We start from the raw sequence: 25,088 nt of genomic DNA, 5'->3' as shown, positions 1-25,088 counted from the left end.
CGAGCGGCCCTAAACTGGACTATCCTGTCTTATGACATCCGGCCGTCGTGATGCCAGTATCGGTCAATCGGGGAGAACGGCCATGAGGAAGATTGTTGCCGCCCACATGATCGCGGCCCTGCTGGGAACGGTGCCGGCCATGGCCGAAATGTCGCCGCCCCCACCGCCGGAGCCGATCTATGCCATTCCTACCCGCCCTGATCGCGCGGGCCGGGTACTGGCGCCCGTCGTGGTCGACGGATATGGTCCCGTGCGCTTCCTGGTCGATACCGGGTGCAGCGGCACGATGATCGGACGTGACATCGCCATGGCGCTGGGCTTCACCCCGCCCCCCAACGTGCCAGGCAACGCCGTTGCCGCCGATGTCACGGTTCAGAACAATATGATGCGCGTCCATGATGTGCTGGGTCCCGTGATCATGCCGACCATGAAGGTCGGGCGCATCGACATGGGGCGTTTCGTGGCGCAGGACATGGTGACACCGGTCCTTTCCTTCGGCGATCTGTCCGGGGCCGGCGGGGTCCTGGGAACCAACGCGCTGGCAGGCAAGCGTCTGTCGGTCAATTTCCGCCGCGATGAAATCCGCATCGAGAATTCCCGGCGCGGCGCCCCCACCGGCTATGACAGCGTGAAGGGCAATGTGCATCCGACGGGACTGGTCGTTGTGCCCGTGGAGATTGGCGGGGTCCGCGTCATGGCCATGGTCGATACCGGCGCTGAACGATCCATGTTCAACAGCGCTTTGCGGGATGCCTTGGCTGCACGCGGCCATCCGGCGAGCCTGATCGGCCGGATCGAGGTCATCAATCTGGCCGGAGAGACCAAGGTTGGAGAAGTGTTCCTGCTGCCGCGGGTCGAATTGGGGCCGCTGAATATCACCAATCTGGCAACGACCCTGGTGGACGCCCATGCCTTCGCGGCCATGGGCATGGAAAATCAGCCGGCCTTCATCCTGGGCATGGATATCCTGGGCATCAGTGACGGATTCGCGCTGGATTTCGGCACCGGGACCCTGCATCTACGGGTGCGGACGGAGGCGACGGGCGCACCGCCGGGCCCGTCCCGACTGAACCGCGTGGGGGCCTGGCGCGGGTCGTAACCACCAGGTGGGAATAAAATTCCGTGTCGGGGCCGTCACACATGGCGAGTGATTTATAGTCGACATCGCACCACCCTGGATGGGCGCATGACTCCTTCAAGCGTTTGCACTATGAAGAGGGGGTTCGGAGTTGATGTCATGAAGTCGCTGAAGTCTGCCCTAACCCTTCTCTGCATCGGCGTTTTTGTCGCTTCGGCCTCTGCGCAGGAAGCGACCTCCCCGGATTCGGATTTGTCGCAGGCCTATCTCCAGGGTCTGTCCGGCCGGTATGTGGGCGGAGCCGCCGGTAATGCCACTACATATGGCTTGGGTGCCGCGGGTGATTACAGCAATAACTGGCATCCGATGGAGAGCTTCCGGCTGGAGCTTGAATATGCCTATCGCGATCGCGATGCGGCGCTGCTGACCGCACCGTCCACGGATGGCGCCATCGGTACGCTGGGCAGCATGGCCAACGCCCGTTTCAACATGCGCGTGGCCGACTGGCTGATGCCCTATGTCGGTGTCGGCCTGGGCTGGACCCGGACGGAGGCGGAGCGGCTGGCCCTGGGTTATGCCGATTCGCGGGCGGAAGTGCTGACCTATCAGGGCGTGGTCGGTCTGTCGGTGCCTTTCAGTGACGGGCTTTCCTTCTTTGCCGATGGCCGTTTCCTGCGTGGGACCGAACCGGGCTTCACCGCCACGGACGATTTCGCCACCCATGGCACGGTGCAGACCTGGACGGCGCTGGCGGGCGTCCGCTTCACCTTCGGCAAGTAAACACGGCCTTTGGGCCCCTACCCTAATCCCGTTTGTCCCGATCACGTTCGGCCTTGCCACCTGCGGCGGGCAGCCCCCTGCCCTTTGCGATCGCCTGGCCGCCCAGCTTGGCCCGCACGGCATCGATTGCCCGTTCCACCTTGGCCCGCTGCTGCAGGCTGGGATCAGCCAGATCGGGCGGATCGGCATCCCGGGGATCGACAAGGTCATGGCAACCGATGCCCAGCAGGCGGAACCGCCGCCCGTCGCATTCGGCCTTCAGCAGGTCGCGCCCCGTCCGGAAGATGCGGTCGGCCAGTTGCGTCGGCGTCGACAGGCGCTGACTGCGGGTGATCAGCTTGAAATCGGGAGTTTTCAGCTTCAGTGTCACGGTCATGCCGGCATGACCGCCCGCCTTCATGCGCCGCGAGACCGTCTCCGCCAGCGGCCATAATTCCCGCTCCAGATCGGCCAGCGTCCACAGATCGCTGTTGAAGGTCGTTTCCGCCGACACGCTTTTCGTCGGGCTGTGCGGGGTGACGCGACGGTCATCCTCGCCCCGGCTGAAGGAATAGAGACGCATGCCCATGGTGCCGTAGCGCTGAACCAGGACCTTCATCTCCAGGTCCCGCAGTTGCCCGATGCTGCGCACCCCATCGGCCGCCAGCTTGGCAGCCAGGGCCTTGCCGACGCCCCAGATCATCCCCACGGGTTTGGGCGCCAGGAAGCCCAGCGTTTCCGCCCGGCCGATGGTGGCGAAACCACGCGGCTTGTCCAGGTCGGAGGCCAGCTTGGCCAGGAACTTGTTGTGCGACAGACCGATGGAGGCGGTGACGCCGATCTCCGTCTCGATCCGCCGCACCAGCCGAACCAGCGTGCGCGCCGGGCTCCCGCCATGCAGCAGCTCTGTGCCCGTCAGGTCCAGGAAAGCCTCGTCGATGGAAATCGGCTCCACCAGCGGAGTCGTTTCCTCCATCAGCGCCCGGACCTGCCGCCCGACCTGCACATATTTGCGCATGTCGGGTTTGATCACGATGGCGCCCGGGCAAAGCTCCAGCGCCTTGAACATCGGCATGGCGGAACGCACACCGTAAAGCCGGGCGATGTAGCAGCAGGCGGAAACCACGCCGCGATGCCCGCCGCCGACGATCACCGGCTGGTCGGCCAGTTCCGGCCGGTCACGTTTCTCGACGCTGGCGTAAAAGGCATCGCAGTCGATATGCGCGATGGACAGGTGGTGCAGTTCGGGATGGCTGACCATGCGCACGGAGCCGCAATCCCGGCAGCGCCGCGCCGACGGTTGGGGCAAGCCGCAATCGCGGCATAGCGCGCCCGCCGTTTCGGCGCCACCTTTACCGGGCTCTGCTTGTTCCTGCTGCATCATGGTTTATGGTAACGAATGGTTAAGGCTTGCTTCTGTCTAATGAATACACGGTGGCGCGGGGGCTGACGGGATCTAATCCCACCGCCGGTACCATGGGGCAAGAAGGCGTTCGACGTCGAGGCGGAGCGGTTGCGGATGTTACCGGACAAGGAACTTGGTGACGGCGCCAGCGCGCCCAGGCAGCGCTGCGTCCTGATCGTGGAGGATAATGAGCTGAACATGAAGCTCTTCCACGATCTGCTGGAAGCCCATGGCTATGCGACCTTGCAGACGAAGGACGGGATGGAGGCGCTGCGGCTGGCACGCAGCCACCGGCCTGACCTGATTCTGATGGATATTCAGCTTCCGGAGGTATCCGGACTTGAGGTTACCAAGTGGTTGAAGGAAGATGATGATCTGCGGACGATCCCCGTGGTCGCCGTGACCGCATTCGCGATGAAAGGCGACGAAGAGAAGATTCGCGAAGGTGGTTGCGAGGATTACATCGCCAAGCCGATCTCGGTGGCGAAGTTCCTGCAGACGGTGCAACGTTTCCTCTGAAAGCCTGGGACGACAAGCCCCGGGCCACCCTTGGGTAGAAAACAATGTCGGCTCGGGTCCTTGTCGTTGATGATGTGTTGCCCAACGTGAAACTCCTGGCGGCGAAGCTGACCCGGGAATATTTCGACGTTGTGACGGCCAATTCCGGCCCCGAAGCGCTGGAGCGAATCAAGGCGCAACACCCCGACATCGTTCTGCTGGACGTGATGATGCCCGGCATGGACGGGTTCGAGGTGTGCGAGAAAATCCGTGCCGACCCGGCCACCATGCACATCCCCGTCGTCATGGTCACCGCCCTTTCCGACGCGTCGGACCGCGTGCGGGGGCTGGAGGCGGGCGCCGATGACTTCCTGACCAAACCCGTCAACGACGTGGCCCTGTTCGCCCGCGTCCGTTCCCTGGTCCGTCTGAAAATGATGACGGACGAATGGCGCCTGCGCGAAAGCACGTCGGGCCAGCTGGGCATGCTGGTGTCAACAGACTCGGTTCACACCCAGACGGCCGAGGCCGCCCGTGTGCTGGTGGTGGAAGACAGCGCCATCGACCTGGACAAGATTACGGAAACGCTGGCCCGTGACCGGGACGAGGTGACGGACACCGACAGCTGCGCCGGCGGCCTGGAACTGGCCCTGGCGGAGGAATTCGAGCTGATCGTCATCTCGCTGACGCTGATGCGGGAGGACGGTTTGCGTCTCTGCTCCCAGCTTCGCAGCCATGAGAAGACGCGCCAGATTCCTGTGCTGCTGCTGGCTGACGAAACGGACATGGACCGGGTCGCCAAGGGGCTGGAGCTGGGGGCTAACGATTACCTGATCAAGCCCATCGACCGGAATGAGCTGTTGGCCCGAACCCGCACGCAGGTCCGGCGCAAGCGCTATCAGGACAAGCTGCGCGCCAATTATGAGGCCAGCCTGTCCATGGCCCTGACCGACAGCCTGACCGGCCTGTTCAACCGCCGCTATCTGTCGGCCCACCTGCCCCGCCTGCTGGACCGGTCGGGTGGCAACAACAAGCCCGTGTCGGCGCTGCTGTTTGACATCGACCATTTCAAGGTGGTGAACGACACCTGGGGCCATGGTGTCGGTGACGAAGTGCTGAAGGAAGTGGCGCAGCGCGCCAGCCGCAATCTGCGCAATTTTGACCTTGTCGCCCGGCTGGGTGGCGAGGAATTCGTCGTCATCATGCCCGACACCGACGGCAGCCAGGCTATGGCCGTGGCTGAACGCCTGCGCCGCCGCATTGCCGAGGAAGCGTTCGCGGTAACCGCACCCGTGGGCAAGATCGACGTGACCATCAGCATCGGTGTGGCTGTGGCCGACGGCAGTCTGGATGCGGATGGAAAGCCGGAGTCGGGCGACGCGCTGCTGCGCCGCGCCGATACGGCGCTGTATCAGGCCAAACGCAGCGGCCGTAACCGCGTGGTTGCCGACGGCACGCCGGAATAGCCAGGAATGTGATGCGGGGGGCCGGAGAAGCGGTAATGGTCGCTTCTCCGGCTTTCTTATACTGGGCCCTATGCCCCTTGCCGCGCCAGGGCGGCGGCCCGCATGGCCGACAGGGTTGTGCGGGTGGTGATGACCTCCGGGTCCATGCGCAGTTCGATGATTGCGGCCTTGCCGCTGTCGATGGCTGCCTGGAAGGTTGGCGCGAAATCCTCCGTCCGCTCCACCACCGCCCCGAAGGCGCCATAGGCCCTCGCCAGGGCGGCGAAATCCGGGTTGGTCAGCGTGGTGGCGCTGACACGACCGGGGAAACGCTGCTCCTGATGCATGCGGATGGTGCCGTACATGCCATTGTTGAAGATCAGGGCAATCGGGGCCGCCCCGGCATGGACAGCGCTGGCCAGTTCCTGACCGGTCATCAGAAAGCCGCCATCCCCGGACATGGACAGGCACAGCCGTTCCGGGCAGGCCAGCTTGGCCGACAGGGCTGCCGGGAAGGCGTAACCCATGGCCCCATTGGCCGGCCCCAGCTGCCGCCCCGGCCGGCCGAAGCGCAGGAACCGGTGGCCCCAGCCGGAGAAATTGCCGGCATCATTGGTGATGATGGCATCTTCCGGCAGATTGTCCCGCAACCAGGTGAAGATCGCGCCCAGATCCAAGGCCCCCTGATAGGCGGCCGGGACCTGCCACGCCTGGTAGTCGGCCCGCGCCGCCGCCGTCCATTCCGACCACAGGCAATCGGCCGGGGCCGCAAGCGCGGCCAATGCGTGAACAGCACTGGCCGGTGTCGCCTGCACACCCAGATCCGGCTGATAGACACGGCCCAGTTCGTCGGCATCGGCATGGATATGGATCAGCGGCACAGCAAGGCGCGGCGGGGTCAGCAACTCATAACCCTGGGTCATGATCTCCCCCAGGCGCGTGCCGATGGCCAGGATCATGTCAGCCTGTCGCACGCGGGCAACCAGCGCCGGATTCGGCCCCGTGCCCAGGTCGCCGATATAGGACGGGCTGTCATTGTGCAGCACATCCTGGCGGCGGAAGGAACAGGCCACCGGCAGGTTCCAGGCTTCCACAAACCGGCGCAGGTCGGCGGACGCATCATCGTCCCAGAAGGCACCACCGACCAGGACCAGCGGCCGCTGCGCCGTGCGCAGCATGACGGCGATCTTGTCGGCCGTGTCGGCATCCAGGGTGGCGCCCGCGAAATCACCGACAACCGGGTCGGCCACGACGGCGCCTTCCCGCAGCATGTCCTCCGGCAGGGCCAGGACGACGGGGCCCGGCCGGCCGGCCGTAGCGATGCGGAAGGCCCGGGCCAGATATTCTGGAATACGCTCGGCACTGTCGATCTGGGCCGCCCATTTGGCGACGGGACCGAACATCTGGCGGTAATCGATCTCCTGGAACGCTTCCCGGTCCAGCTGGTCGCGCGCCACCTGCCCGACCAGAATCACCATCGGGCTGCTGTCCTGGAAAGCCGTATGAATGCCGATGGACGCGTTGCAGGCGCCGGGCCCGCGCGTCACCATCAGCACGCCGGGCCGCCCCGTCAGTTTGCCCCAGGCCTCTGCCATGAAGGCGGCCCCGCCCTCCTGCCGGCAGGTGATCAGGCGCAGGTCGGGCCGGTCGGCGGCCGCGTCCAGCACCTCCAGATAGCTTTCACCGGCGACGCAAAAGGCGGTATGCGCGCCCAGCGCCACCAGGCTGTCGACAAGGATACGCCCGCCGGTGCGGGTCTGGCTGTTCATGTATGGATGCTCCCCGTTTGTTCTTATGCTTTTCGCGATTGGGGGCCGGGTCCGGCCGGTCCCCATCACGGCATGCGGTTATAGCGGACAATGGCCTCGCTGCGATCGACCAGGATGATGGCATAGGGGCTGGTCAGTACCTGGGTCTTGATCAACTCGTCGGGCGGGTTGACTTCCCGGTATTCCACGACAAGCCGGTCGCGCTGTCCGTTGCGGCGTTCGGGCCGCAGCCGGATGATATCGACGGAATAGCCCGTCGTCGTCCGGGTGCCCAGGAAGACACCCAATGCCATCTGGTCCGGCGGCAGCTTGCCGGGCGGGGTGCGCCCCGCCATGTCCCATAGTGCCGCCCATTCGGCATCATTGCGCGCCACCAGGAAGGATTGCGATTGGGCACGGGCATTGTCGGCCCGCCACATGGCCCGTGCCGACAGCGGCGGCGGCGCGTCACCCGCCATGCCCGCCGTCCCTTCCGCCGTCTCTCCCGCCAGCCAGTCCCGCGCCCCACCGCAGCCCGGCAGCAGGGCAACTGCGCAAAGAGTCAGCGCCGTCAGCAGCGCGCGCCCCATCATCACGCCACGCCCCCTGGTCATGATCAGGCCGCCGCCGGCAACGCCGTTTCCACCAGCCGTGCCCAGTAGCTGGTGCCCAGCGGCAGGATCTCGTCATTGAAATCATAACGCGGATTGTGCAGCAGGCAGCCCAGCCCGGCCCCGCCCTGCCCGACCCAGACATAGCAGCCGGGCCGTTCCATCAGCATGAAGGCGAAATCCTCTGCCCCCATGCTGGGGCCGACATCGCTATGGACCTTGTCGGCACCGACCAGTTCCTGCGCCACCTTGGACGCCAGATCGGTCGGCAGGCCGGCGTGATTGACTGTGGGCGGATATCCACGGCGGTAGGTCAGGGTGGCGCTGGATCCGAAGGTGGCCGGCAGCGTCTCCACGATTCGGCGCAGGCCATCCTCAAGCTGCTGGCGCACCTCATGCGTCAGGGCACGCACCGTGCCGCGCATGATGACTTCCTGCGGGATGACGTTATAGGCGCTGCCCGCATGGATCTGCGTGACGGAGATGACGCCGGCTTCAATCGGGCTGACATTACGGCTGACGACGGTCTGGATGGCCGTCACCATGTGCGCGGCGATGACGACCGGATCGACGGCATGGTGCGGCAGGGCGGCGTGACCGCCCTTGCCAGCCACCTTGATCTCGAACTGGTCGGCGCCGGCCATGATCGGACCGGCCTTCACCACCATCTCGCCCGGCGCCAGGTCCGGCCAGTTGTGCATGCCGAAGACCATGTCGCAGGGGAAGCGGTCGAACAGCCCCTCCTCCACCATCCTGCGGCCACCGCCGGCCCCTTCCTCGGCCGGCTGGAAGATGAAATTCACCGTGCCGCTGAAATTGCGCGTCTCGGCCAGATAACGGGCGGCGCCCAGAAGCATGGTGGTGTGGCCGTCATGACCGCAGCCATGCATCTTGCCCGGCACCTTGCTGGCATGGGCAAAACTGTTGTCTTCATCCATGTTCAGCGCGTCCATGTCGGCGCGCAGGCCGATGGACTTGCCATTGGGACCGCTGTTCCCGTGCAGCACGCCGACCAGCCCGGTCCCGGCGATGCCGCGATGCACCTCGATCCCGAACGATGTCAGCTTTTCCGCCACGAAGTCGGACGTCTTGAACTCCTCGAACGCCGTTTCGGGATTCTCGTGGATGTGGTGCCGCCATGCGGTCATGTCGGCGTGGAAATCGGCAATACGGTTGATGATGGGCATGATCCCTGAAACTCCGGCAGGCGGCACCGGCCCCGGTCGCCCCTTGGCCCATGCCGCCTTGTTCACAAAACTGGTCGCAAGCGACGTTGCCGACACTCTATCGGCTAAGCCGCTGGCTGGGAACGTCCGAAACGTCCCAGGGCTTGAAAGATGACATTTTGATCAATGTTCATTTTGCGTGATGCCCATCACTGGCCCGCCGCGGACTGTTCGCCACAGTGCCGGCACGGAACCGGTGGGGCAACGGACCGTTTCCGCATTCAGAACCGGAGAGATCAACGATGAAAAACCGTTCCGTTGGAAATCTGCAGATGGCTACCGCCATCGCGGCCCTGCTTGCACTTGGCAGTCCCCTTGCCGCCTCCGCCCAGTTTGCCCGCCCTGATGACGGCTGGTACGTACGTCTGGGCACCATGGGCTTCATTGCCCCGGAATATGAGGGCTCGGACCATTACAAGGTCCGTCCCTTCCCCGATATCGAGATCACCTATGACAACCGTTTCTTCCTGTCGCGGCAGGGGCTGGGGGTCAATCTGGTCACCACTGATAATCTGACCCTGGGCGCCGCCATCGCCTTCGACGGCGGCCGCAAATCCAGCAAGGATGATGCGCTGACGGGCTTCCGTAATGTCGGAGACACGGCCATTGGCCGCGTCTTTGCCGAATATCGCATCGACCGCTGGATGCTGTCGGCGGACGTCAGCACCGACCTGTTGAGTGACGGGCACAAGGGCACGACGGCGACGTTGGGCGCCATGTACATGTTCAACCCGGTCGGTCGCACGGTTCTGCTGTTCGGCCCCAGCATCACCTGGGCCAGCGACGATTATATGAACTCCTATTTCAGCACGACCTCGGATCGGTTCGCGTCGACCAACCCGGCGGCGCTGGCCCGCTTCGGTTCCCGTACGGGGTTCAAGGCCAAGGGCGGGTTCAAGGATGCAGGATTGACGGCGATTGCCATCCATCCCCTGGATGACAACTGGTCGATCACCGGCTTCGGCAGCTATTCCCGCCTGTTGGGCGACGCCGCTGACAGCCCTATTGTGAAGGATAATGGCAGCCGCGACCAGTTCATGGGCGGCCTGGGCCTCTCCTACACCTTCTGAAAGTGAGACGGGGGCGGTCACCTGTCGGTGCCGCCCCCGTCGAACCACCAATGAAACGGACATCACGCCACAACAGGTTCGATCGGCAGAACCACGGTCACCTGCAGGCCCCCCTCCGGCCGGTTCGCCAGACGGATTTCGCCGCCATGGGCCCGGATCGCATCATTGGCAACCGACAGGCCCAGACCGGTACCGCCTGTATCGCGCGAACGCGAGGCTTCCAGGCGGAAGAAGGGGCGGAAGACATTCTCGAATTCCACCTCCGGAATGCCGGGCCCCTGATCTTCAATGGTGATGGTCACGTTCTCGCCCGTGATGGCCACCGCCACCGACGCCACCTGGCCATATTTGACTGCATTTTCCATCAGATTGCCCAGGGCGCGGCGCAGGGCCATGCGTCGGCCAGCGATATGGATGGGGAACGGGGCCGGCGCGACACCCACGGGCTTGCCCGCATCGCGCATATCCTCGCCCAACCGGGTCAGGATGGCGTTCAGTTCCAGCGGCTCGATCGCCTCCTTCGCCGCCTCGTCCCGCGCAAAGGCCAAGGTGGAGCCGATCATCGCCTCCATCTCCGCCAGATCTTCCAGCATCTTGTCACGCACGACATCATCATCGATGAATTCGGCGCGCAGGCGCAGGCGGGTCAGCGGCGTGCGCAGATCGTGGCTCACAGCCGCCAGCATGCGCGTGCGATCTTCGACAAAGGCACGCAGGCGCCGCTGCATCTTGTTGAAGGCGGCGGCGGCCAACCGCACCTCCCGTGGGCCCGCCTCGTCCAGCGACGGGGCGTTCATATCGATTCCCAGCCGGTTGGCCGCCGCCGCGAACCGGCGCAGGGGCCGCGTCGTGAAGCCCAGCACCCAGGCGGACAGCAGGATGGCCACGGCGGCCGACCCGCCCAGCGACGCCAGGAACCCCGGCTCGCGCAGCGCATCCGTGGCGGTGACCGGCGCATGGAACCGCATCCAGGTGCCATCCTTCAACTGTCGGGATACTTCGATGACGCTGGGTTCCGGCGGGGGCGGCACGGGCATGCCAAAGGGCGGGATGGATACGGCCGGCGACATTTCCGGCTTGCCCGGCGTCTTGGGCTGCTTTTCATAGACATCCAGCAGGACCTTGTGCCCGGCGCTGGTCCTGACGGTCAGTTCACGTTCCTTCAGGGAACGCAGGACGGCCAGGCGCACCTCGGTCGGCTGTTCCTCGATCGCCCCGGCAAAGCCCGCCAGGCAATTCGCCAACTGCCCGCCTTCCGCGTCGGCCACGGCCTCCGCCCGGTCCGACCGGTACAGGCCCAGCGCGATGGCCTGCGACAGAAGAATGCCACCGACCAGCACCGCGAAGATCGAATAGGACATGCGGTCGGTGAGCGCCTTCATGGTGCCTGCACCTCCGGCGAGAAGATATAGCCGCCGGACCGCACCGTCTTGATGATGGCGGGCTCGGCCGGGTCCACCTCGATCTTGCGGCGCAGGCGACTGATCTGCACATCAATCGACCGGTCGAACGGACCGGCGGAACGGCCGCGCGTGATCTCCAGCAGGTCATCGCGGCTCAGCACCCGGCGTGGGCGGGTAGCCAGCGCCACCAGCAATTCATATTCGCCGGCTGTCAACGTCACCTCTTCGCCCTTGGCGTCTGTCAGACGGCGCTGCGCCTGATCCAGGACGAACCCGGAAAACTGGATGGCGCCGGCTGTCACGGCGGCAGCCCCATTGGGCGTGGTCGCCCGGCGCAGCACGGCCTTGATGCGGGCCACCAGTTCACGCGGATTGAAGGGCTTGGGCAGATAGTCATCCGCCCCGATCTCCAGGCCCAGGATGCGGTCCGCATCCTCTCCCATGGCCGACAGCATGACAACCGGGGGGCCGCCCTCTGCCCGCACGGCGCGGCAGAGCGACAAGCCATCCTCGCCCGGCATCATCAGGTCGAGCACGATCAGGTCTATGTTGCGGTCGGCGAGGTAGCGACGCATCTCCTGCCCGTCCTTGGCTGCCGTCACACGGTAGCCATGGCGCGTCAGATAGCGCGTCAGCAGATCGCGGATTTCACGGTCGTCATCGACGACCAGGAGGTGGGTGCTGCTCTCGGTCATGTCACGGATCATAATCGATTAGCGGGCGGGGTGCCGACGCCCTTGTTGTTACCACAATGTAACGTTCCAGGGGGCCGGAAACAGAGTGTTTCACAACCCCCTGTTCCTCGTCATCGGCTGGCAATGCGCTGGTGTTGTGATGGCCATGTCGCCGGATGGAACCGGCTGCTGGAACAGAGATGAAGAGGAACCGCCATGCGTACCCTGATCGCTTTCGCCTTCGTGGCCGCCCTGGGTGTCACCGCGGCCCATGCTGATGACACCGCCCAGGTCGCCGCCAAGGAACCGGTCGCCGTGACCCGCACGGAGCCGGTGACCAAGGCCGAAGCCCGCGACATCGCCAAGGCGTGGATGAAGGAAAACAACTTGCGCATGGGCCGTGTCGGCGACATCCGCCCCAATGACGGTCGCTTCCTCGTGGAGATCCAATCCGCCGACGGCGTCCGCCTCACCACGCTGAAGATCGACGCCGCCACCGGGAAGGTTGGCGGCTGATCCATCACCCGAGATCATCGCCAGCAAGCCCCGTCGCTGGCGATGGTGGAGCGGCTTCCCCGGTTGTCCGGCCGCTCCTGGGACGGGCCGGCGGGCACATGGGCGACCCCATCACGCCCCGCCCGCCGGCACCACCCTTTTCCATCCGTTGAGGAATGGTCCGCATGAAACTCAGCCAAGGCCCCCTGCTTTCCCTGTTCGATGGCGGCGACAGCACGCCCCTGCAGCAGCGCCTGTTCGACCGGCTGCGCGGCGCCATCGTCAACGGTGCCATCCGCCCCGGTGAACGCCTGCCGTCCACCCGCACATTGGCGGCCGATCTGGGTGTGTCACGCAACACTGTGGTCGCGGCTGTCGACCGGCTGACGGCGGAAGGCTATCTGGAAGCCCGCATCGGGTCTGGCACGTTTGTCTGCCGGACGCTGCCCGACGACGCCATGGCCCCGGCCGTCCGCCTGGCCCCGGCATCACGCGCGGGCACTCCGGTGAAGACCGCGGCCGTGCCGGTGCCCGCCGCCGGTGCGGAACTGCTGCCGTTCGAGCCCTGCGCCCCCGCCTATGACCAGTTCGACATCGACACCTGGCGCCGACTGCTGGCCAAGCGCTGGCGCGATGCCGGCGGGCTGCTGCTGGGCCATGACACGGCTGGCGGCTGGATGGCGCTGCGTCGCGCCCTGGCGGGCCATTTGCAGACCAGCCGTGGTGTGTCCTGCGATCCCGAACAGATCATGATCCTGCCGGACCGCCGGTCGGGCCTGGAATTCGTCGCCACCCTGCTGCTGACGGCTGGCGATACCGTGTGGCTGGAGGAACCGGGCTGCGCCGTGCAGGCGCTGACCTTCGGTGGCCGCGGCTACAACGTCGCCCATGTGCCGGTCGATGCCGACGGCATGGACCCGGACCGGGGAGCCCGTCTGGCCCCCGATGCCCGGCTTGCCGTGGTCACGCCGGGCTGGCAGTTCCCGATGGGTGGCACCATGCCGCTGCGCCGCCGCATGGCCGTGCTGGCCTGGGCCCGCCGGAACGGTGCCTGGCTGCTGGAGGATGACCGGGACGGTGGCTACCGCTACACCGGCCGGCCGCTGCCGGCCCTGCAGGGCCTGGACGAGAATGAGCGCGTCCTGCATCTGGGGGCATTGGACAATACGCTGGTCCCGGCCCTGCGCCTGGCCTGGCTGGTCGTCCCCTCCTCCCTTGTCGGGGCGGCCCAGGCCCTGCGTGCGCGCATGGATCTGCATGTGCCCCTGCCCGAGCAGATGGCCGTGCATGATTTCCTGGTGGAAGGCCATTATGCCAGCCATCTGCGCCGAACGCGCCGGCTTTACGCCGAACGCCAGCAGGCACTGCTGTTCGCGGCCGAACGCCACTGGTCAGGTGCCATCAGTCTGGAGGCGGCCGGCAGCGGCCTGCATCTGATCGGGCGGCTGTCAGCCAATATCGGTGTGGATGATGCCACGCTGTCGGCCCTTGCCGTTCAGTCCCGCATCGCCCTGCCCGCCATTTCCGCTTATCGCCGTACGGCTGGCCCGTCCGGCGATCCCGGGGCCGTCGTGCTGGGATACGCCGCCTTCACGCCGGAACGGCTGGCGCGCGCCGCCGAACGGCTGGCCAGCGTCATTGACCGGGCCCGCACGGCGCCGATGACGCGCGTTGGTGGTGCCCGGCGGATGATGCCGGCAGAGTAAGCATTTCCTGAACGCAGCGGATCGAAGGGTCGGAACAACCAGGTTCCGGCCCTTTCCAATTTCAGGCCACCTCTCCCACCACCCCGCCGACGATCAGCGACAGGGCATCAGGCGCGATGGGAAAAACCGTGTTGGGCGTACCAGCGGCGGCCCAGACGGTGGTGAAGTTGAACAGGTCGCGGTCGAAAAGAGTGATGGGCGGCACGGCATGGCCCAGCGGCGGCACACCGCCGATGGGATAGCCGGACTTCTGCCGGACGAAATCGGCATCCGCCTTGGCCAGCTTCTCCCCGCCCAAGGCCGGCCCCAGCACGCGGATCACCGTCGCTTCGTTCACTCGATTGACACCAGAGGCGACGACCAGCACGGGTCGGCCTGTGTCCCGCGTGCGGAACATGATCGATTTGGCGATCTGTGCCACGTCACAGCCGATGGCCGACGCTGCCTCCGCCGAGGTGCGGGTGGAGGCAGCGAATTCCAGCACATGGATGGGATGGCCCAGATCATTTAGCAGGTTCTGAATTTTCTGCGCGCTTGGACTAAGCGGTCCGGCCATCCCCCCGTCACTCCCCTTTTTAGACTTAGCCGGCCAGTTCGCGCGAACGGTTGGTGGCCGCCGCGATGGCCCGCGTCATCAGTTCATGCAGCCCGCCGGGCCCTTCCGTCATCAGGACATTCAGCGCCGCCTCGGTCGTGCCCTTGGGACTGGTGACATTGCGGCGGAGCTGCTCGGCCGACTCGTGGCTCTGGCGCAGCAGTTCCCCCGATCCCATCACGGTGGCACGGGCCAGTTGCATGGCGAGGTCGGCCGGCAGACCGGCGGCGATGCCGGCGCGGGCCATGGCCTCTACCAGCAGAAACACATAGGCCGGACCGCTGCCCGATACGGCCGTCACAGCATCCAGCAGCGATTCGTCCGCGACCCAGGTCACCTCACCCACTGCCGACAGCAGCGTGTGGGCCAGCTTCTTCTGCCCCTCGCTGACCTGGGCGTTGGGTACGGCCGCACTGATGCCGCGCCCCACGGCGGCGGGCGTATTGGGCATGGCGCGCACGATGGCAGCCTGCGCGCCCAGATATTTCTCGAAATAGGCAATGGGTTTGCCAGCGGCAATGGACAGGAACATCGACGCCCCGGCATAGCGGGCATAATGGGGCAGCGCCTGGTCCATCATCTGCGGCTTCACAGCCAGGATCACGGCATCGGGCGTGAAGTCGGTGGGAATGTCAGTGGCATCCTTCACCACCAGCACATCCGAAGGCAGGCCCCTGGGGGCGCCGAACGGTTCCACGACCACCACGGCGCCGGCAGCCCCCGCGGCCTTCCACCCGGACAGCATGGCGCCGCCCATCTTCCCGCATCCGACCAGCAGCAACTTCGCACTCATCCGGTGTTTCCCCCTGTTGACCGGCGGGGACGCGGGGATTGGTCCCCGGCGCTCGACCTTTGCCCGCCTGTTGATCAGGCCTCCCCCACCGTGTCCAGGATGGCGGCCGACACGGCTTCCGCCGGCGACTTGCCGCCCCAGATCACGAACTGGAAGGCCGGGTAGAAACGCTCGCATTCCGAGAGCGCGATGTCCATAAGGTCTTCCAACTGCTCCGCACTGGCGCCGCGCGCGCCGCGCAGCAGCGTAGTCTGGCGGAACATGGGCGTGGACTGTTCCAGACAGACGTCGAAATGGCCCAGCCACATCTTGGGATTGATCTCGCCCAGCAGTTCATTGACGGCCGATTTGCGGCCAGCCGGGACCTTCATGTCGAACTGACAGGAGAACTGCATGGCCGACACTTCCGTCTGCCACATGAAATACAAGCGGTATTCGCACCAGCGGCCATTGATCTCGACCACCATCTCGTCTTCGCTGACGCGGTCGAACGGCCATTCATTGGCCACCACCATCTCTTCCAGCATATCCAGCGGATTATGGGTCGACCCCTGCGTGTCGATCGAAAGTGCCGTCATGCTGTCCCCCTCTTCCCTAAAGCCCTGCCGCCGTGCCCGATCCCGCGGGGCGCGGTGGCGGACCACAAAAATCGGGGATCACCAGATATTGTGGCCCAGCCGGTATTGGAGCTACCAGAAACACGGTGCCAGCGCCCCTTCGCGCGTGCAACCGGATTCCGGCCCCAAACCGGAACGTGAAACGAAATCGTCCAATCCGCCCCCGACATCGGGGGCAGCCAAACCAGGGTGATCAGTCCTGGGAAGTACCGGAAAGCCGGGCTTCCAGGGCCGCCAGCTTCTCCTCCAGCGCTTCCTGGCGCGCACGGGCTTCTGCCGCCACCGCCTTCACCGCCTCGAACTCTTCCCGGCTGACCACATCCATCTGGGACAGCACGCGTTCGAACTGCTGGCGAATCTGCCCCTCGACCTCGCCGCGGATTCCCGACAGGGCACCCATGGCGCCGCTGGCAACGCGGGCGAGGTCATCGAAAAGCTTGTTTTCCACCTGCATGGCGGATCCCCTTTCAAAAAAGCGCCGCATTATGGGGATAGGCCCCATGCCTGTCCATGGCGTTGGTGGCGGGTCCGACCCGCGCCTTGCCGCCATGATCTCCCGCCCCTTATATAGGGCACGCCTGTCCCCGCCGGGGATGGCGCCCTTGATGGAATTTTGCATGCTGCTCGCCATCCCCTTCCCCGAACTGGACCCCGTGGCGCTGGCGCTGGGGCCCGTCTCCATCAAATGGTACGGGCTGGCCTATGCCGCCGGCATCGCCTTTGCGCTCTGGTACTGTTCGCGGCTGGCGCGCAACAGCGGGGTACGCCCCACCGTCGATGATCTGGGTGATTTCGTCGTCTGGGCGGCGGGGGGCATCCTCATCGGCGGACGACTGTTCTCCATCCTGTTCTACAATCTGGATACCTATATCGCTGATCCGTTGGAGATGTTCCGGGTCTGGCATGGCGGCATGTCCTTCCATGGCGGGCTGACGGGCGTCATCGTGGCCATCCTGGCTTTCTCCTGGCGGCGCGGCTTCTCACCCTTCGCATTGGGCGATCTGGTGGCCTGCGCCGCTCCCGTGGGGCTGTTCCTGGGCCGGTTGGCCAATTTCGTGAATGCCGAACTGTGGGGACGCCCGACCGATGTGCCCTGGGCCATGATCTTCCCCACCGATCCGGCCGGCCTGCCCCGTCATCCCAGTCAGCTTTATCAGGCAACGCTGGAAGGGGTGCTGCTGTTCTCCATCATTTTCTTCCTGGCCCGAGTCCCGGCCGTGCGCACGCGCACAGGCACGCTGTCGGGCATCTTCCTGATCGGCTATGCCATCGCCCGCATGATCGGTGAGTTCTTCCGCCAGCCCGATGCACAGCTGGGCTTTCTGGCCTTTGGCACGACCATGGGGCAGATCCTGTCGGTACCGATGCTGCTGGCCGGTGTCTGGATGGTGTTGCGGGCACCGTTCGGTACACCCGTTCCGGCGACCGATACTGTTCCGCAGCCGAAATGACCGCCGATCTGCAGCAGCTTCTGCTTCGACGTATCGCCCTGACGGGACCGATCAGCATCGCGTCCTTCATGGCCGACGCGTTGGGGCACCCACAGCATGGCTACTACATCACCCGCGACCCGCTGGGCGCGGAGGGCGATTTCACGACGGCACCGGAGATTTCCCAGATGTTCGGGGAAATGATCGGTGTCTGGCTGGCCGATTGCTGGATCAACCAGGGTCGCCCCGATCCAGTAAACTTGGTGGAGCTGGGTCCGGGACGCGGCACGCTGATGGCTGACGCCCTGCGCGCCACGGCACGGGTACCGGGTTTCCACGCCGCCATCCGTCTGCATCTGGTGGAAACCAGCCCCGCCCTGCGGGCACGCCAAGCCGCGGCCTTGCAGAGCTTCAGCCCTACCTGGCATGATCGTTTCGATGACGTACCGAATGGACCGACCCTGCTGGTCGCCAATGAGTTCTTCGACGCCCTGCCCATCCGGCAGTTCATCCGCACGCCCGCAGGATGGGCAGAGCGCAAGGTGGGACTGAACGCGCATGGGGAACTGGCCTTCACCTTCGATCCCGCCCCAGGTGGTGCCCTGCTGACCCCGCTGCATCTGGACCCGCGCATCGCCCCCGGAGCGATCGCGGAGACCTGCCCCGCCGGCATCGCCATCGCGGCGGAAATCGGGCGGCGCATGGCAGCCCATGGCGGGGCAGCACTGATTGTGGATTATGGTTATGACGGACCGGCCATCGGCGACACCTTGCAGGCCTTGCGCGCACACCAGCCCGTGCCCGTGCTGGATGGCCCCGGCACGGCCGACCTGACAGCGCATGTCGATTTCACGGCCCTGGCCCAAGCCGCCGTGAAGACCGGCGCCACCGCCCACCCCGGTGTGGGCTGCAGCTTGGAACAAGGGGCCTTGCTCGCGTCGCTGGGGATCGCCACGCGGGCAGCCGCCCTGGCGGCCCGTGCCACGCCGGCACAGCAGGCCGACATCCGGGCCGCCCTGGCCCGCCTGACGGAAGCGGGTGCCATGGGCCGCCTGTTTCGTGCCATCGCCATCACCGGTCCCGACACGCCCGCACCGGCCGGATTTTTTGTCCCCTCGGGAGAAAGCGCATGATCACCCTGGACCATCTCGCCGCACAGGACGGCGTGCGCCACGGCTTCTTCACCCGCAGCGATGGCGTCTCCACCGGCATTCTGGCCGCCATGAATTGCGGCTACGGGTCCAACGATGATCCGGCCAATGTCACGGCCAACCGGGCGCGGGCCATGTCGCTGCTGGGCATGCCGGCCAACGCCTTGACCACCATCTTTCAGATCCACAGCCCGGATGTCGTGACGGTCACCGACCCATTTCCACATTCGGCCGCACCCAAGGCCGATGCGCTGGTCACCGATCGGCCGGGCATTGCGCTGGGCATCCTGACGGCCGATTGCGTGCCGGTGCTGTTCCACGACCCGGCAGTGGGTGTCATCGGTGCCGCCCATGCTGGCTGGAAAGGGGCCGTGACCGGCGTGCTGGAGGCGACGCTGGACGCCATGGAGGCGCTGGGCGCCCGGCGCGACCGCACCCTGGCGGGCATCGGCCCCCATATCGGCTGGGACAGCTACGAGGTGGGGCCCGAATTCTGCGACCGGTTCCTGTCGATGGATGGGGATCATGACCGCTTGTTCCGTCCCTCGGCCCGTGCCGGCCACTGGATGTTCGATATTGGCGGCTTTGTGGATGGCCGCCTGCGCGCGGCCGGCGTGACCCAGATTGCTACAACGGGCCTGGACACGCTGGCGCGGGAGGACCTGTTCTTCAGCTATCGCCGGGCCTGCCTGCGCCAGGAACCCGATTACGGACGCGGCCTGTCGGCCATCTGTTTGGTCTGACCGCATCTGCGCCGCCGGACCATCCCGCTGGCACCCGATTTGCTGCTTTCCTCCCTGGACGCATCAATCCCGCTGCGTCGCGAGGGGGATATTGCATTCTGCATAGCCCCCTGCATCCGGGATATTGGAGATTGCGCAAGGCGTGCTTTTTATGTCACAGTACCGGCGAATCGGGCAAAATTTGCCCAGTTGACTCCGCATTCGCTCACACCGCGGATGCAAAGCTGCTCGTAAATGCAGTGAATCGCTAGTATTTTGTGGCTGAAGCGCCCTTGCCCGACAGGAGATGTCTCTCGTGGAGTCGTTTCTGCAAACCATGCGGAATCTCGGCACCCTGCGTCTCGCGGGGATCGGGGCCGCCGTGCTTGTCACCATCGGCGCCATCATCTTCTTTGCCGGGCAATGGTCGACGCCCAATATGTCGCTGCTTTACAGCGATCTGTCGCCGTCTGACGGCGGCGCCATCATCCAGCAGCTGGAAGCACAGCAGGTACCGTTCAAGGCCTCGCCCGACGGCACCCGCATCGAAGTGCCGGCAGAGCAGGTAGGCCGCCTGCGGATGATGCTGGCCCAGCAGGGCATCCCGTCCGGCGGCAGCGTCGGCAACGAGATTTTCAATCAGCCGGAAGGGCTGGGCACGACGGCCTTCATGCAGGGCATCCAGCAACTGCGCGCCAAGGAAGGCGAACTGGTCCGCTCGATCCAGACCCTCCAGCAGGTGCAGGCAGCCCGCGTGCATCTGGTCCTGCCCAAGCGTGAGCTGTTCGCGCGGCAGGCCCAGACCGCCACCGCGTCGGTCCTGCTGAAACTGAAGCCGGGCCATCCGCTGTCCAAGGAACAGGTGGCGGCCATCCAGCAGCTGGTATCCACCGCCGTGCCCCAGATGGAAGCGGCCAATGTCTCCATCCTGGATGACAAGGGCAATCTGCTGTCGCGCGGCCTGCGCCCCAATACACCGGAGGCTCTGGCCGCCAGTGCCGAGGAGCGGCGCCTGGCGCGCGAGCATGAGCTGACCCAGATCATTGAGGAATTGCTGGGGCGGTCCGTGGGCCATGGCAAGGTGCAGGCCCAGGTCTCCGTCGATATGGATTTCGACCGCATCACCACCAACAGCGAGATCTATGATCCCGAAGGTCAGGTGGTCCGTGGCACCCAGTCGGTGACGGAGAACGCGGAGAGCCAGAATAAGGACGGGGTCGACCCCGTTACCGTCGCCAACAACCTGCCCAACGCCGACGGCACGTCGTCCCTGGCCGGCGGTTCTTCGGAAAAGAAGAACCGGTCGGAAGAGACGGTGAATTACGAGATTTCCAAGACCACCAAGGTGCATGAGCGGGAGTCGGGTCAGGTTCGGCGCATGTCCGTCGCCGTGCTGGTCGATGGCACCTACACCACGGCGGAGGATGGCACCCGCACCTACAAGCCGCGTACCGATGCCGAACTGGCGCAGCTGCAGCGGCTGGTGCAGTCCGCCGTCGGCTTCGACGCCTCACGCGGGGACAGTGTGGAAGTGGTGTCGATGGAGTTCGTCCGTCCGGAAGACGAACTGGCCGCGATGGAAGAGACCATCTTCGGCATGCCCAAGGCCGACGTGATCCGCATCGCCGAGACGCTGATCCTGGCCATCGTCGCCATCCTGGTCATCCTGCTGGTGATCAAGCCGCTGGTGACCCGCGCCCTGGACCGTTCGCCGACGCTGGAGGAAGAGCCCGATCTGCTGTCGGACGGCAGCGGCATGCCGCAGCTGGCCGGCCCGGGCGGCGGCGCCCTGTCGCGCGAACTGGCGATGGAGGCCGCACAGGCCAACGAGGAACTGGAGCAGATGATCGACATCAACCGCGTCGATGGGCGCGTGCGCGCATCGTCGCTGCGCAAGGTCGGCGAGATCGTGGAAAAGCACCCCGAAGAGGCCGTGTCGATCATCCGCAACTGGCTCTACCAGGAAAACTGAGAAGGCGGCTGAGAGCGAAACCCCATGGCCACCATCCAGAAATTCCTGTTCGAGGAGGATTTCGAAGATCCGACCGCTCCCGGTGCGGCGAAACAACCCGTGGAACCGGAGCCGGAGGCCCCCCCGCCGCCGCCATCGCCCCCCCCTCCCCCGCCGCCGCCGACCTTCAGCCTGGAGGATCTGCAGCGGCAGGTGCAATTGGCCAAGGAGCAGGCGCGCAACCAGGCCCTGAACGAAGGGCGAGCCCAGGGCAAGGAACAGGCGGAAGTCGCGGCTCAGCAGGAAGTTTCGGCCGCACTGCGGGCGACGGAGACGGCGCTGAAGCAACTGCTGGCGGTACAGAACGCCGAAACGCAGGCCCGGCGGGACAATACGACACGACTGGTGCTGGCCATCATGCGCAAGCTGTGGCCCGGTCTGGTCGAACATCAGGGGCTGGCCGAGATCGAAGGCGTCATCGCCGCTTTCCTGGCCGAACTGGCGGAAGAACCAAAGCTGGTCTTCCGCGTCAACGAGCGTTGGTTTGACGAGTTGCGCGGCCGCATCGGCGACATGGCCATGCGTCATGGCTTTGGCGGGCAGGTCAATGTGTTGGCCGATCCGAAGCTGAGCGAGATGGACATCAAGGTGGATTGGGCCGCCGGTGGCGCCGAGCGTGAGGTCGGCAAGCTGTGGGCGGATATTGAACGGCTGGCCGGTGACGTGCTGGCCGATTTCCCCGGCGGGCCTGCCAAACTGGTGGCGGCTCCCCGACGGGAGGCAGCATTATGATGATGATGTTTGGCGGTCTGCCACCCATCCTCGGATATCCCGGAAACTGACATGGCGGCAAAGGAAGACATGTCACTCAACGACTTCGAAGGGGCCGGCAAGGGCGGTGGCAGCGCGGGCGGCAATGGCGGTGAGCTGGAGGCTTTGCCTGTCGTCAAGGACCTGGAATCCGTCTACGACATCCCGGTCCAGATCTCCGCCGTGCTGGGCAAAACCAACATGCAGGTCAGCACCCTGATGCGCCTGAACAAGGGTGCCGTGGTGGAGCTTGACCGCAAGGTGGGTGAAGCCATCGACATCTATGTCAATAACCGGCTGGTCGCCCGTGGCGAGGTCGTGGTCGTGGAAGATCGGCTGGGCGTGACCATGACCGAAATCATCAAGACCGAGCGGGCGTAAGACATGAACGACCGCATCCCCCAACGCAACCGGCCCTCACCCCCTTCCGCCCCACCGGCGGCAGCGGCGGCGTCGACGCCTGCACCGGCGGCCGCACAGACGGCACCGGTCGGCAAGCCGCCGCCCATGCCCCGTCTGCACCGGCGGCTGGATCTGGCGACGGTGCTGGGGCTGGGTTCCGGGCTGCTGTTGATCCTGGGCGCCCTGTTCATGGGCGGCAATGCGCGGTCCTTCATCGACATCCCGTCGGTCCTGATCGTGCTGGGTGGCACGGCGGCGATCACGACCATTTCCTTCTCCATGTCCGACATGCGGGCGGCGGCCACCGCCATGGGCCGCACCATGGTCGCCCATACGTCCGACCCGGGTGCGGCGGCCCAGACGGCCCTGTCGCTGGCCGAACATGCCCGGCGCAACGGCCCGCTGGCCCTGCAGCCCCTGTTGAAGGCCACGCGCGGCTGGCCGGTATTGAACCGCGCCATCGAACTGATCGTGGACGGCCTGCCCGCGGACGACGCCGAACGCATCCTGCGTACCGAAATCGAGGCGAATGTGGCGCGCGCCCGCACGGCATCGGCCGTGATGCGCCGCGCTGCGGAAGTATCGCCGGCCATGGGCCTGATCGGCACGCTGGTAGGTCTGGTGCAGATGCTGGGCAACCTGTCCGACCCGTCGACGGTGGGCCCAGCCATGGCGGTTGCCCTGATCACCACTTTCTACGGCGCCATCCTGGGTTCGATGGTCTTCTCGCCCCTGGCCGCCAAGATCGACCGCAATGCGGAGCGCGAGGCGATGATCGATGGGCTATATCTGCTGGCGGCCGGATCGGTGGCGCGGCAGGAAAATCCGCGCCGTCTGGAAGTCATGATCAACACCGTGTTGCCGCCCGAACTGCGGGTGACTGCCTATGAATAAGTCAAATCACATCCAAAACGACAGACCGGTGAGTGAGAGGGTAGAACGATGCGTCTTCTGATCGTTGGCACACTCGAAGGCTATATCAGCGCCGCCGGCAAGATCGCCCTGCAGAAGGGGGCGAAGGTCGCGCATACCGACAGTATCGATGGCGCCCTGGCGGCCCTGCGGGCGGGCCAGGGGGCCGATCTGGTAATGATCGACGTCAAGCTGGATGTGCGCGTCCTGGTCGACCAGTTGAAGAACGAGCGGTTCGCCGTGCCTGTCGTAGCCTGTGGCGTGGGCACCGATGCGCAGGCCGCCGTGAAGGCCATCCGGGCCGGTGCCAAGGAATATATCCCGCTGCCGCCGGACGCGAACCTGATCGCCGCCGTGCTGGAAGCTGTGGCGGAGGAAAGCCACGCCATCGTCAGCCGCGACCCGTCCATGGGCGCCACTCTGGCGCTTGCCGACCAGATCGCGCCCAGCGATGCGTCGGTCCTGATCACCGGTGAAAGCGGCACGGGTAAGGAGCTGATGGCCCGTTACCTGCACCGCAAGAGCCGCCGCTCTGGCGCACCCTTCGTGTCGGTCAATTGCGCGGCCATCCCGGAAAACCTGCTGGAAAGCGAACTGTTCGGGCATGAGAAGGGCGCCTTCACGGGCGCCGTGGCGCGCCGCATCGGCAAGTTCGAGGAAGCCAATGGCGGCACGCTGCTGCTGGACGAAATCTCGGAGATGGATCTGCGCCTGCAGGCCAAGCTGCTGCGCGCCATCCAGGAACGCATCATCGACCGCGTCGGCGGCAATACGCCGGTGAAGGTGGATATCCGTATCCTGGCGACCAGCAACCGCGACATGCTGTCGGAAGCCAAGGCCGGCCGGTTCCGTGAGGACTTGTATTTCCGCCTGAACGTGGTCAGCCTGAACCTGCCGCCGCTGCGCGAACGTCCGGCCGACATCGCCCTGCTGGCCCAGCATTTCGCTGCCAAATATTCCGAAGCCAACGGCCTGCCGCAGCGGACCGTGGGGCCGGCGGCGATGACGCTGCTGCAAGGCCATTACTGGCGCGGCAATGTGCGCGAGCTGGAAAATACCATGCATCGCGCCGTGCTGCTGTCACGCGGGACGGAAATCGGGACGGACGCCATCCTGCTGACAGGGGCGGAGCCGAGCTATGCGGCGCCAGCCCCCCAGCCGGCCCCGGCGGCTCCGCCACCGGCCGCGGTCCGGGCCGCAAGCTCCTATGGCAATGCCTCGGCCTATTCGCCACAACCCTACGCCCCCCAACCCTATCCGCCGCAACCGTCCCCGGTCATCCCCGTGGCCGAAGCCGGCGGCGCCTTCATCCCCACCAGCCCCCTGGCCCCCGCCGGGTCGGCCACCCAGGCCCTGGTCGGGCGCACCGTGGCGGATGTGGAACGCGACCTGATCATCGATACCCTTAAGCATACCTTGGGCAACCGTACCCATGCCGCCAATATCCTGGGTATCTCCATCCGTACATTGCGCAACAAGCTGAAGGAATACAGCGAAGGCGGCATCGCCGTTCCGCCGCCGGCAGGTGGCGTGGAAGACGATCGCGCCGTAGGCTGATCCGCCCGCGTCCCCCCTGAACCTGATGAT

At 65.6% G+C, this 25,088-nt stretch carries 25 protein-coding genes; 15 read left to right on the top strand and 10 right to left on the bottom strand.

Going from position 1 to position 25,088, the window contains the following annotated elements:
* The first annotated feature begins 82 nt into the window (after positions 1 to 82).
* Positions 83 to 1,099: an aspartyl protease family protein gene (locus ACODTW_RS10690; RefSeq protein WP_488945975.1), complete on the top strand. Its 1,017-nt coding sequence runs from the start codon at positions 83 to 85 to the stop codon at positions 1,097 to 1,099.
* A gap of 138 nt (positions 1,100 to 1,237) precedes the next feature.
* A complete protein-coding gene (locus tag ACODTW_RS10685) occupies positions 1,238 to 1,858 on the top strand; it encodes an outer membrane protein (protein WP_488945973.1) in 621 nt (206 codons plus the stop codon).
* Between the two features lie 22 nt (positions 1,859 to 1,880).
* On the opposite strand, the gene ACODTW_RS10680 is transcribed toward ACODTW_RS10685, so the two are convergent.
* Positions 1,881 to 3,218 carry a DNA polymerase IV gene (locus ACODTW_RS10680; protein ID WP_488945972.1) on the bottom strand — a complete coding sequence of 446 codons (1,338 nt, stop codon included), beginning with the start codon at positions 3,216 to 3,218 and terminating at the stop codon, positions 1,881 to 1,883.
* 138 nt (positions 3,219 to 3,356) lie between these two features.
* On the opposite strand from ACODTW_RS10680, the gene ACODTW_RS10675 reads away from it, so the two are divergent.
* Together ACODTW_RS10675 and ACODTW_RS10670 are read left to right on the top strand one after the other, a co-directional pair.
* A complete protein-coding gene (locus ACODTW_RS10675) occupies positions 3,357 to 3,761 on the top strand; it encodes a response regulator (protein WP_488945971.1) in 405 nt (134 codons plus the stop codon).
* A 44-nt stretch (positions 3,762 to 3,805) separates the two neighbouring features.
* The gene (locus ACODTW_RS10670) at positions 3,806 to 5,206 is read left to right on the top strand and encodes a PleD family two-component system response regulator (protein ID WP_488945970.1); all 1,401 of its coding nucleotides are present in this window, start codon (positions 3,806 to 3,808) and stop codon (positions 5,204 to 5,206) included.
* Positions 5,207 to 5,274: 68 nt separating this feature from the next.
* Here ACODTW_RS10670 and ACODTW_RS10665 read toward each other — a convergent pair whose 3' ends face one another.
* From ACODTW_RS10665 to ACODTW_RS10655, 3 genes are all read right to left on the bottom strand, one after another.
* The gene (locus ACODTW_RS10665; RefSeq protein WP_488945969.1) at positions 5,275 to 6,954 is read right to left on the bottom strand and encodes a thiamine pyrophosphate-binding protein; all 1,680 of its coding nucleotides are present in this window, start codon (positions 6,952 to 6,954) and stop codon (positions 5,275 to 5,277) included.
* Between the two features lie 65 nt (positions 6,955 to 7,019).
* Positions 7,020 to 7,547 carry a protease complex subunit PrcB family protein gene (locus ACODTW_RS10660; protein ID WP_488945968.1) on the bottom strand — a complete coding sequence of 176 codons (528 nt, stop codon included), beginning with the start codon at positions 7,545 to 7,547 and terminating at the stop codon, positions 7,020 to 7,022.
* Between the two features lie 2 nt (positions 7,548 to 7,549).
* A complete protein-coding gene (locus ACODTW_RS10655; RefSeq protein WP_488945967.1) occupies positions 7,550 to 8,731 on the bottom strand; it encodes a M20 aminoacylase family protein in 1,182 nt (393 codons plus the stop codon).
* A 311-nt stretch (positions 8,732 to 9,042) separates the two neighbouring features.
* On the opposite strand from ACODTW_RS10655, the gene ACODTW_RS10650 reads away from it, so the two are divergent.
* A complete protein-coding gene (locus tag ACODTW_RS10650) occupies positions 9,043 to 9,840 on the top strand; it encodes a MipA/OmpV family protein (RefSeq protein ID WP_488945965.1) in 798 nt (265 codons plus the stop codon).
* A 62-nt stretch (positions 9,841 to 9,902) separates the two neighbouring features.
* Here the strand turns inward: ACODTW_RS10650 and ACODTW_RS10645 are convergent, their stop codons facing one another.
* Together ACODTW_RS10645 and ACODTW_RS10640 are read right to left on the bottom strand one after the other, a co-directional pair.
* Positions 9,903 to 11,222 carry an ATP-binding protein gene (locus tag ACODTW_RS10645; protein ID WP_488945964.1) on the bottom strand — a complete coding sequence of 440 codons (1,320 nt, stop codon included), beginning with the start codon at positions 11,220 to 11,222 and terminating at the stop codon, positions 9,903 to 9,905.
* Complete coding sequence (locus ACODTW_RS10640; RefSeq protein ID WP_488945963.1) at positions 11,219 to 11,938, bottom strand: response regulator; 720 nt, start codon at positions 11,936 to 11,938, stop codon at positions 11,219 to 11,221. The genes ACODTW_RS10645 and ACODTW_RS10640 overlap by 4 nt, the downstream gene beginning before the upstream one ends.
* Before the next feature lie 195 nt (positions 11,939 to 12,133).
* Between ACODTW_RS10640 and ACODTW_RS10635 the strand changes: the two genes are divergently transcribed.
* Together ACODTW_RS10635 and pdxR are read left to right on the top strand one after the other, a co-directional pair.
* Entirely contained in the window at positions 12,134 to 12,433 is a 300-nt protein-coding gene (locus ACODTW_RS10635) for a hypothetical protein (RefSeq protein WP_488945962.1), read from the top strand.
* 164 nt (positions 12,434 to 12,597) lie between these two features.
* Positions 12,598 to 14,118 carry a MocR-like pyridoxine biosynthesis transcription factor PdxR gene (gene pdxR / locus ACODTW_RS10630; RefSeq protein ID WP_488945961.1) on the top strand — a complete coding sequence of 507 codons (1,521 nt, stop codon included), beginning with the start codon at positions 12,598 to 12,600 and terminating at the stop codon, positions 14,116 to 14,118.
* 61 nt (positions 14,119 to 14,179) lie between these two features.
* Here pdxR and ACODTW_RS10625 read toward each other — a convergent pair whose 3' ends face one another.
* From ACODTW_RS10625 to ACODTW_RS10610, 4 genes are all read right to left on the bottom strand, one after another.
* Positions 14,180 to 14,674 (bottom strand): YbaK/EbsC family protein, encoded by a 495-nt coding sequence (locus ACODTW_RS10625; RefSeq protein ID WP_488945960.1) that lies wholly within the window; start codon positions 14,672 to 14,674, stop codon positions 14,180 to 14,182.
* 25 nt (positions 14,675 to 14,699) lie between these two features.
* Complete coding sequence (gene proC, locus ACODTW_RS10620) at positions 14,700 to 15,506, bottom strand: pyrroline-5-carboxylate reductase (protein ID WP_488945959.1); 807 nt, start codon at positions 15,504 to 15,506, stop codon at positions 14,700 to 14,702.
* A 74-nt stretch (positions 15,507 to 15,580) separates the two neighbouring features.
* Positions 15,581 to 16,084, bottom strand: a complete 504-nt coding sequence (locus tag ACODTW_RS10615) for a type III secretion system chaperone family protein (RefSeq protein ID WP_488945958.1) — start codon at positions 16,082 to 16,084, stop codon at positions 15,581 to 15,583.
* A 232-nt stretch (positions 16,085 to 16,316) separates the two neighbouring features.
* A complete protein-coding gene (locus ACODTW_RS10610) occupies positions 16,317 to 16,577 on the bottom strand; it encodes an accessory factor UbiK family protein (protein WP_488945957.1) in 261 nt (86 codons plus the stop codon).
* A 163-nt stretch (positions 16,578 to 16,740) separates the two neighbouring features.
* On the opposite strand from ACODTW_RS10610, the gene lgt reads away from it, so the two are divergent.
* The 8 genes from lgt to ACODTW_RS10570 all read left to right on the top strand — a co-directional run bounded on the left by lgt (position 16,741) and on the right by ACODTW_RS10570 (position 25,058).
* A complete protein-coding gene (gene lgt, locus ACODTW_RS10605) occupies positions 16,741 to 17,574 on the top strand; it encodes a prolipoprotein diacylglyceryl transferase (RefSeq protein WP_488945956.1) in 834 nt (277 codons plus the stop codon).
* Entirely contained in the window at positions 17,571 to 18,686 is a 1,116-nt protein-coding gene (locus tag ACODTW_RS10600) for a class I SAM-dependent methyltransferase (RefSeq protein ID WP_488945955.1), read from the top strand. The genes lgt and ACODTW_RS10600 overlap by 4 nt, the downstream gene beginning before the upstream one ends.
* Complete coding sequence (gene pgeF / locus ACODTW_RS10595) at positions 18,683 to 19,447, top strand: peptidoglycan editing factor PgeF (RefSeq protein WP_488945954.1); 765 nt, start codon at positions 18,683 to 18,685, stop codon at positions 19,445 to 19,447. The genes ACODTW_RS10600 and pgeF overlap by 4 nt, the downstream gene beginning before the upstream one ends.
* A gap of 295 nt (positions 19,448 to 19,742) precedes the next feature.
* Positions 19,743 to 21,398: a flagellar basal-body MS-ring/collar protein FliF gene (gene fliF / locus ACODTW_RS10590; RefSeq protein WP_488945953.1), complete on the top strand. Its 1,656-nt coding sequence runs from the start codon at positions 19,743 to 19,745 to the stop codon at positions 21,396 to 21,398.
* 24 nt (positions 21,399 to 21,422) lie between these two features.
* Positions 21,423 to 22,169: a FliH/SctL family protein gene (locus ACODTW_RS10585; protein WP_488945952.1), complete on the top strand. Its 747-nt coding sequence runs from the start codon at positions 21,423 to 21,425 to the stop codon at positions 22,167 to 22,169.
* Positions 22,170 to 22,220: 51 nt separating this feature from the next.
* Positions 22,221 to 22,568 (top strand): flagellar motor switch protein FliN, encoded by a 348-nt coding sequence (gene fliN / locus ACODTW_RS10580; protein ID WP_488945951.1) that lies wholly within the window; start codon positions 22,221 to 22,223, stop codon positions 22,566 to 22,568.
* 3 nt (positions 22,569 to 22,571) lie between these two features.
* Positions 22,572 to 23,483, top strand: a complete 912-nt coding sequence (locus tag ACODTW_RS10575; protein ID WP_488945950.1) for a motility protein A — start codon at positions 22,572 to 22,574, stop codon at positions 23,481 to 23,483.
* Between the two features lie 48 nt (positions 23,484 to 23,531).
* Positions 23,532 to 25,058 carry a sigma-54-dependent transcriptional regulator gene (locus tag ACODTW_RS10570; RefSeq protein WP_488945949.1) on the top strand — a complete coding sequence of 509 codons (1,527 nt, stop codon included), beginning with the start codon at positions 23,532 to 23,534 and terminating at the stop codon, positions 25,056 to 25,058.
* The last annotated feature ends 30 nt before the right edge of the window (positions 25,059 to 25,088 follow it).

It is taken from the genome of Niveispirillum sp. FG148 (assembly GCF_057809655.1).
The sequence above is the reverse complement of the archived record's forward strand: the minus strand, read 5'-3'. Positions and strand labels throughout refer to the sequence as shown.

Bases quoted from the DNA above. Each gene is read 5' to 3' on its own strand.
- ACODTW_RS10575 (WP_488945950.1), top strand. From the start codon at position 22,572: ATGAACGACCGCATCCCCCAACGCAACCGGCCCTCACCCCCTTCCGCC.
- ACODTW_RS10675 (WP_488945971.1), top strand. From the start codon at position 3,357: ATGTTACCGGACAAGGAACTTGGTGACGGCGCCAGCGCGCCCAGGCAG.
- proC (WP_488945959.1), bottom strand. From the start codon at position 15,506: ATGAGTGCGAAGTTGCTGCTGGTCGGATGCGGGAAGATGGGCGGCGCC.
- lgt (WP_488945956.1), top strand. From the start codon at position 16,741: ATGCTGCTCGCCATCCCCTTCCCCGAACTGGACCCCGTGGCGCTGGCG.
- ACODTW_RS10670 (WP_488945970.1), top strand. From the start codon at position 3,806: ATGTCGGCTCGGGTCCTTGTCGTTGATGATGTGTTGCCCAACGTGAAA.
- ACODTW_RS10600 (WP_488945955.1), top strand. From the start codon at position 17,571: ATGACCGCCGATCTGCAGCAGCTTCTGCTTCGACGTATCGCCCTGACG.
- ACODTW_RS10640 (WP_488945963.1), bottom strand. From the start codon at position 11,938: ATGACCGAGAGCAGCACCCACCTCCTGGTCGTCGATGACGACCGTGAA.
- ACODTW_RS10610 (WP_488945957.1), bottom strand. From the start codon at position 16,577: ATGCAGGTGGAAAACAAGCTTTTCGATGACCTCGCCCGCGTTGCCAGC.
- ACODTW_RS10680 (WP_488945972.1), bottom strand. From the start codon at position 3,218: ATGCAGCAGGAACAAGCAGAGCCCGGTAAAGGTGGCGCCGAAACGGCG.
- ACODTW_RS10615 (WP_488945958.1), bottom strand. From the start codon at position 16,084: ATGACGGCACTTTCGATCGACACGCAGGGGTCGACCCATAATCCGCTG.
- ACODTW_RS10650 (WP_488945965.1), top strand. From the start codon at position 9,043: ATGGCTACCGCCATCGCGGCCCTGCTTGCACTTGGCAGTCCCCTTGCC.
- ACODTW_RS10635 (WP_488945962.1), top strand. From the start codon at position 12,134: ATGCGTACCCTGATCGCTTTCGCCTTCGTGGCCGCCCTGGGTGTCACC.
- pdxR (WP_488945961.1), top strand. From the start codon at position 12,598: ATGAAACTCAGCCAAGGCCCCCTGCTTTCCCTGTTCGATGGCGGCGAC.
- ACODTW_RS10685 (WP_488945973.1), top strand. From the start codon at position 1,238: ATGAAGTCGCTGAAGTCTGCCCTAACCCTTCTCTGCATCGGCGTTTTT.
- ACODTW_RS10690 (WP_488945975.1), top strand. From the start codon at position 83: ATGAGGAAGATTGTTGCCGCCCACATGATCGCGGCCCTGCTGGGAACG.
- ACODTW_RS10655 (WP_488945967.1), bottom strand. From the start codon at position 8,731: ATGCCCATCATCAACCGTATTGCCGATTTCCACGCCGACATGACCGCA.
- ACODTW_RS10645 (WP_488945964.1), bottom strand. From the start codon at position 11,222: ATGAAGGCGCTCACCGACCGCATGTCCTATTCGATCTTCGCGGTGCTG.
- pgeF (WP_488945954.1), top strand. From the start codon at position 18,683: ATGATCACCCTGGACCATCTCGCCGCACAGGACGGCGTGCGCCACGGC.
- ACODTW_RS10665 (WP_488945969.1), bottom strand. From the start codon at position 6,954: ATGAACAGCCAGACCCGCACCGGCGGGCGTATCCTTGTCGACAGCCTG.
- ACODTW_RS10625 (WP_488945960.1), bottom strand. From the start codon at position 14,674: ATGGCCGGACCGCTTAGTCCAAGCGCGCAGAAAATTCAGAACCTGCTA.
- ACODTW_RS10570 (WP_488945949.1), top strand. From the start codon at position 23,532: ATGCGTCTTCTGATCGTTGGCACACTCGAAGGCTATATCAGCGCCGCC.
- ACODTW_RS10585 (WP_488945952.1), top strand. From the start codon at position 21,423: ATGGCCACCATCCAGAAATTCCTGTTCGAGGAGGATTTCGAAGATCCG.
- ACODTW_RS10660 (WP_488945968.1), bottom strand. From the start codon at position 7,547: ATGACCAGGGGGCGTGGCGTGATGATGGGGCGCGCGCTGCTGACGGCG.
- fliN (WP_488945951.1), top strand. From the start codon at position 22,221: ATGGCGGCAAAGGAAGACATGTCACTCAACGACTTCGAAGGGGCCGGC.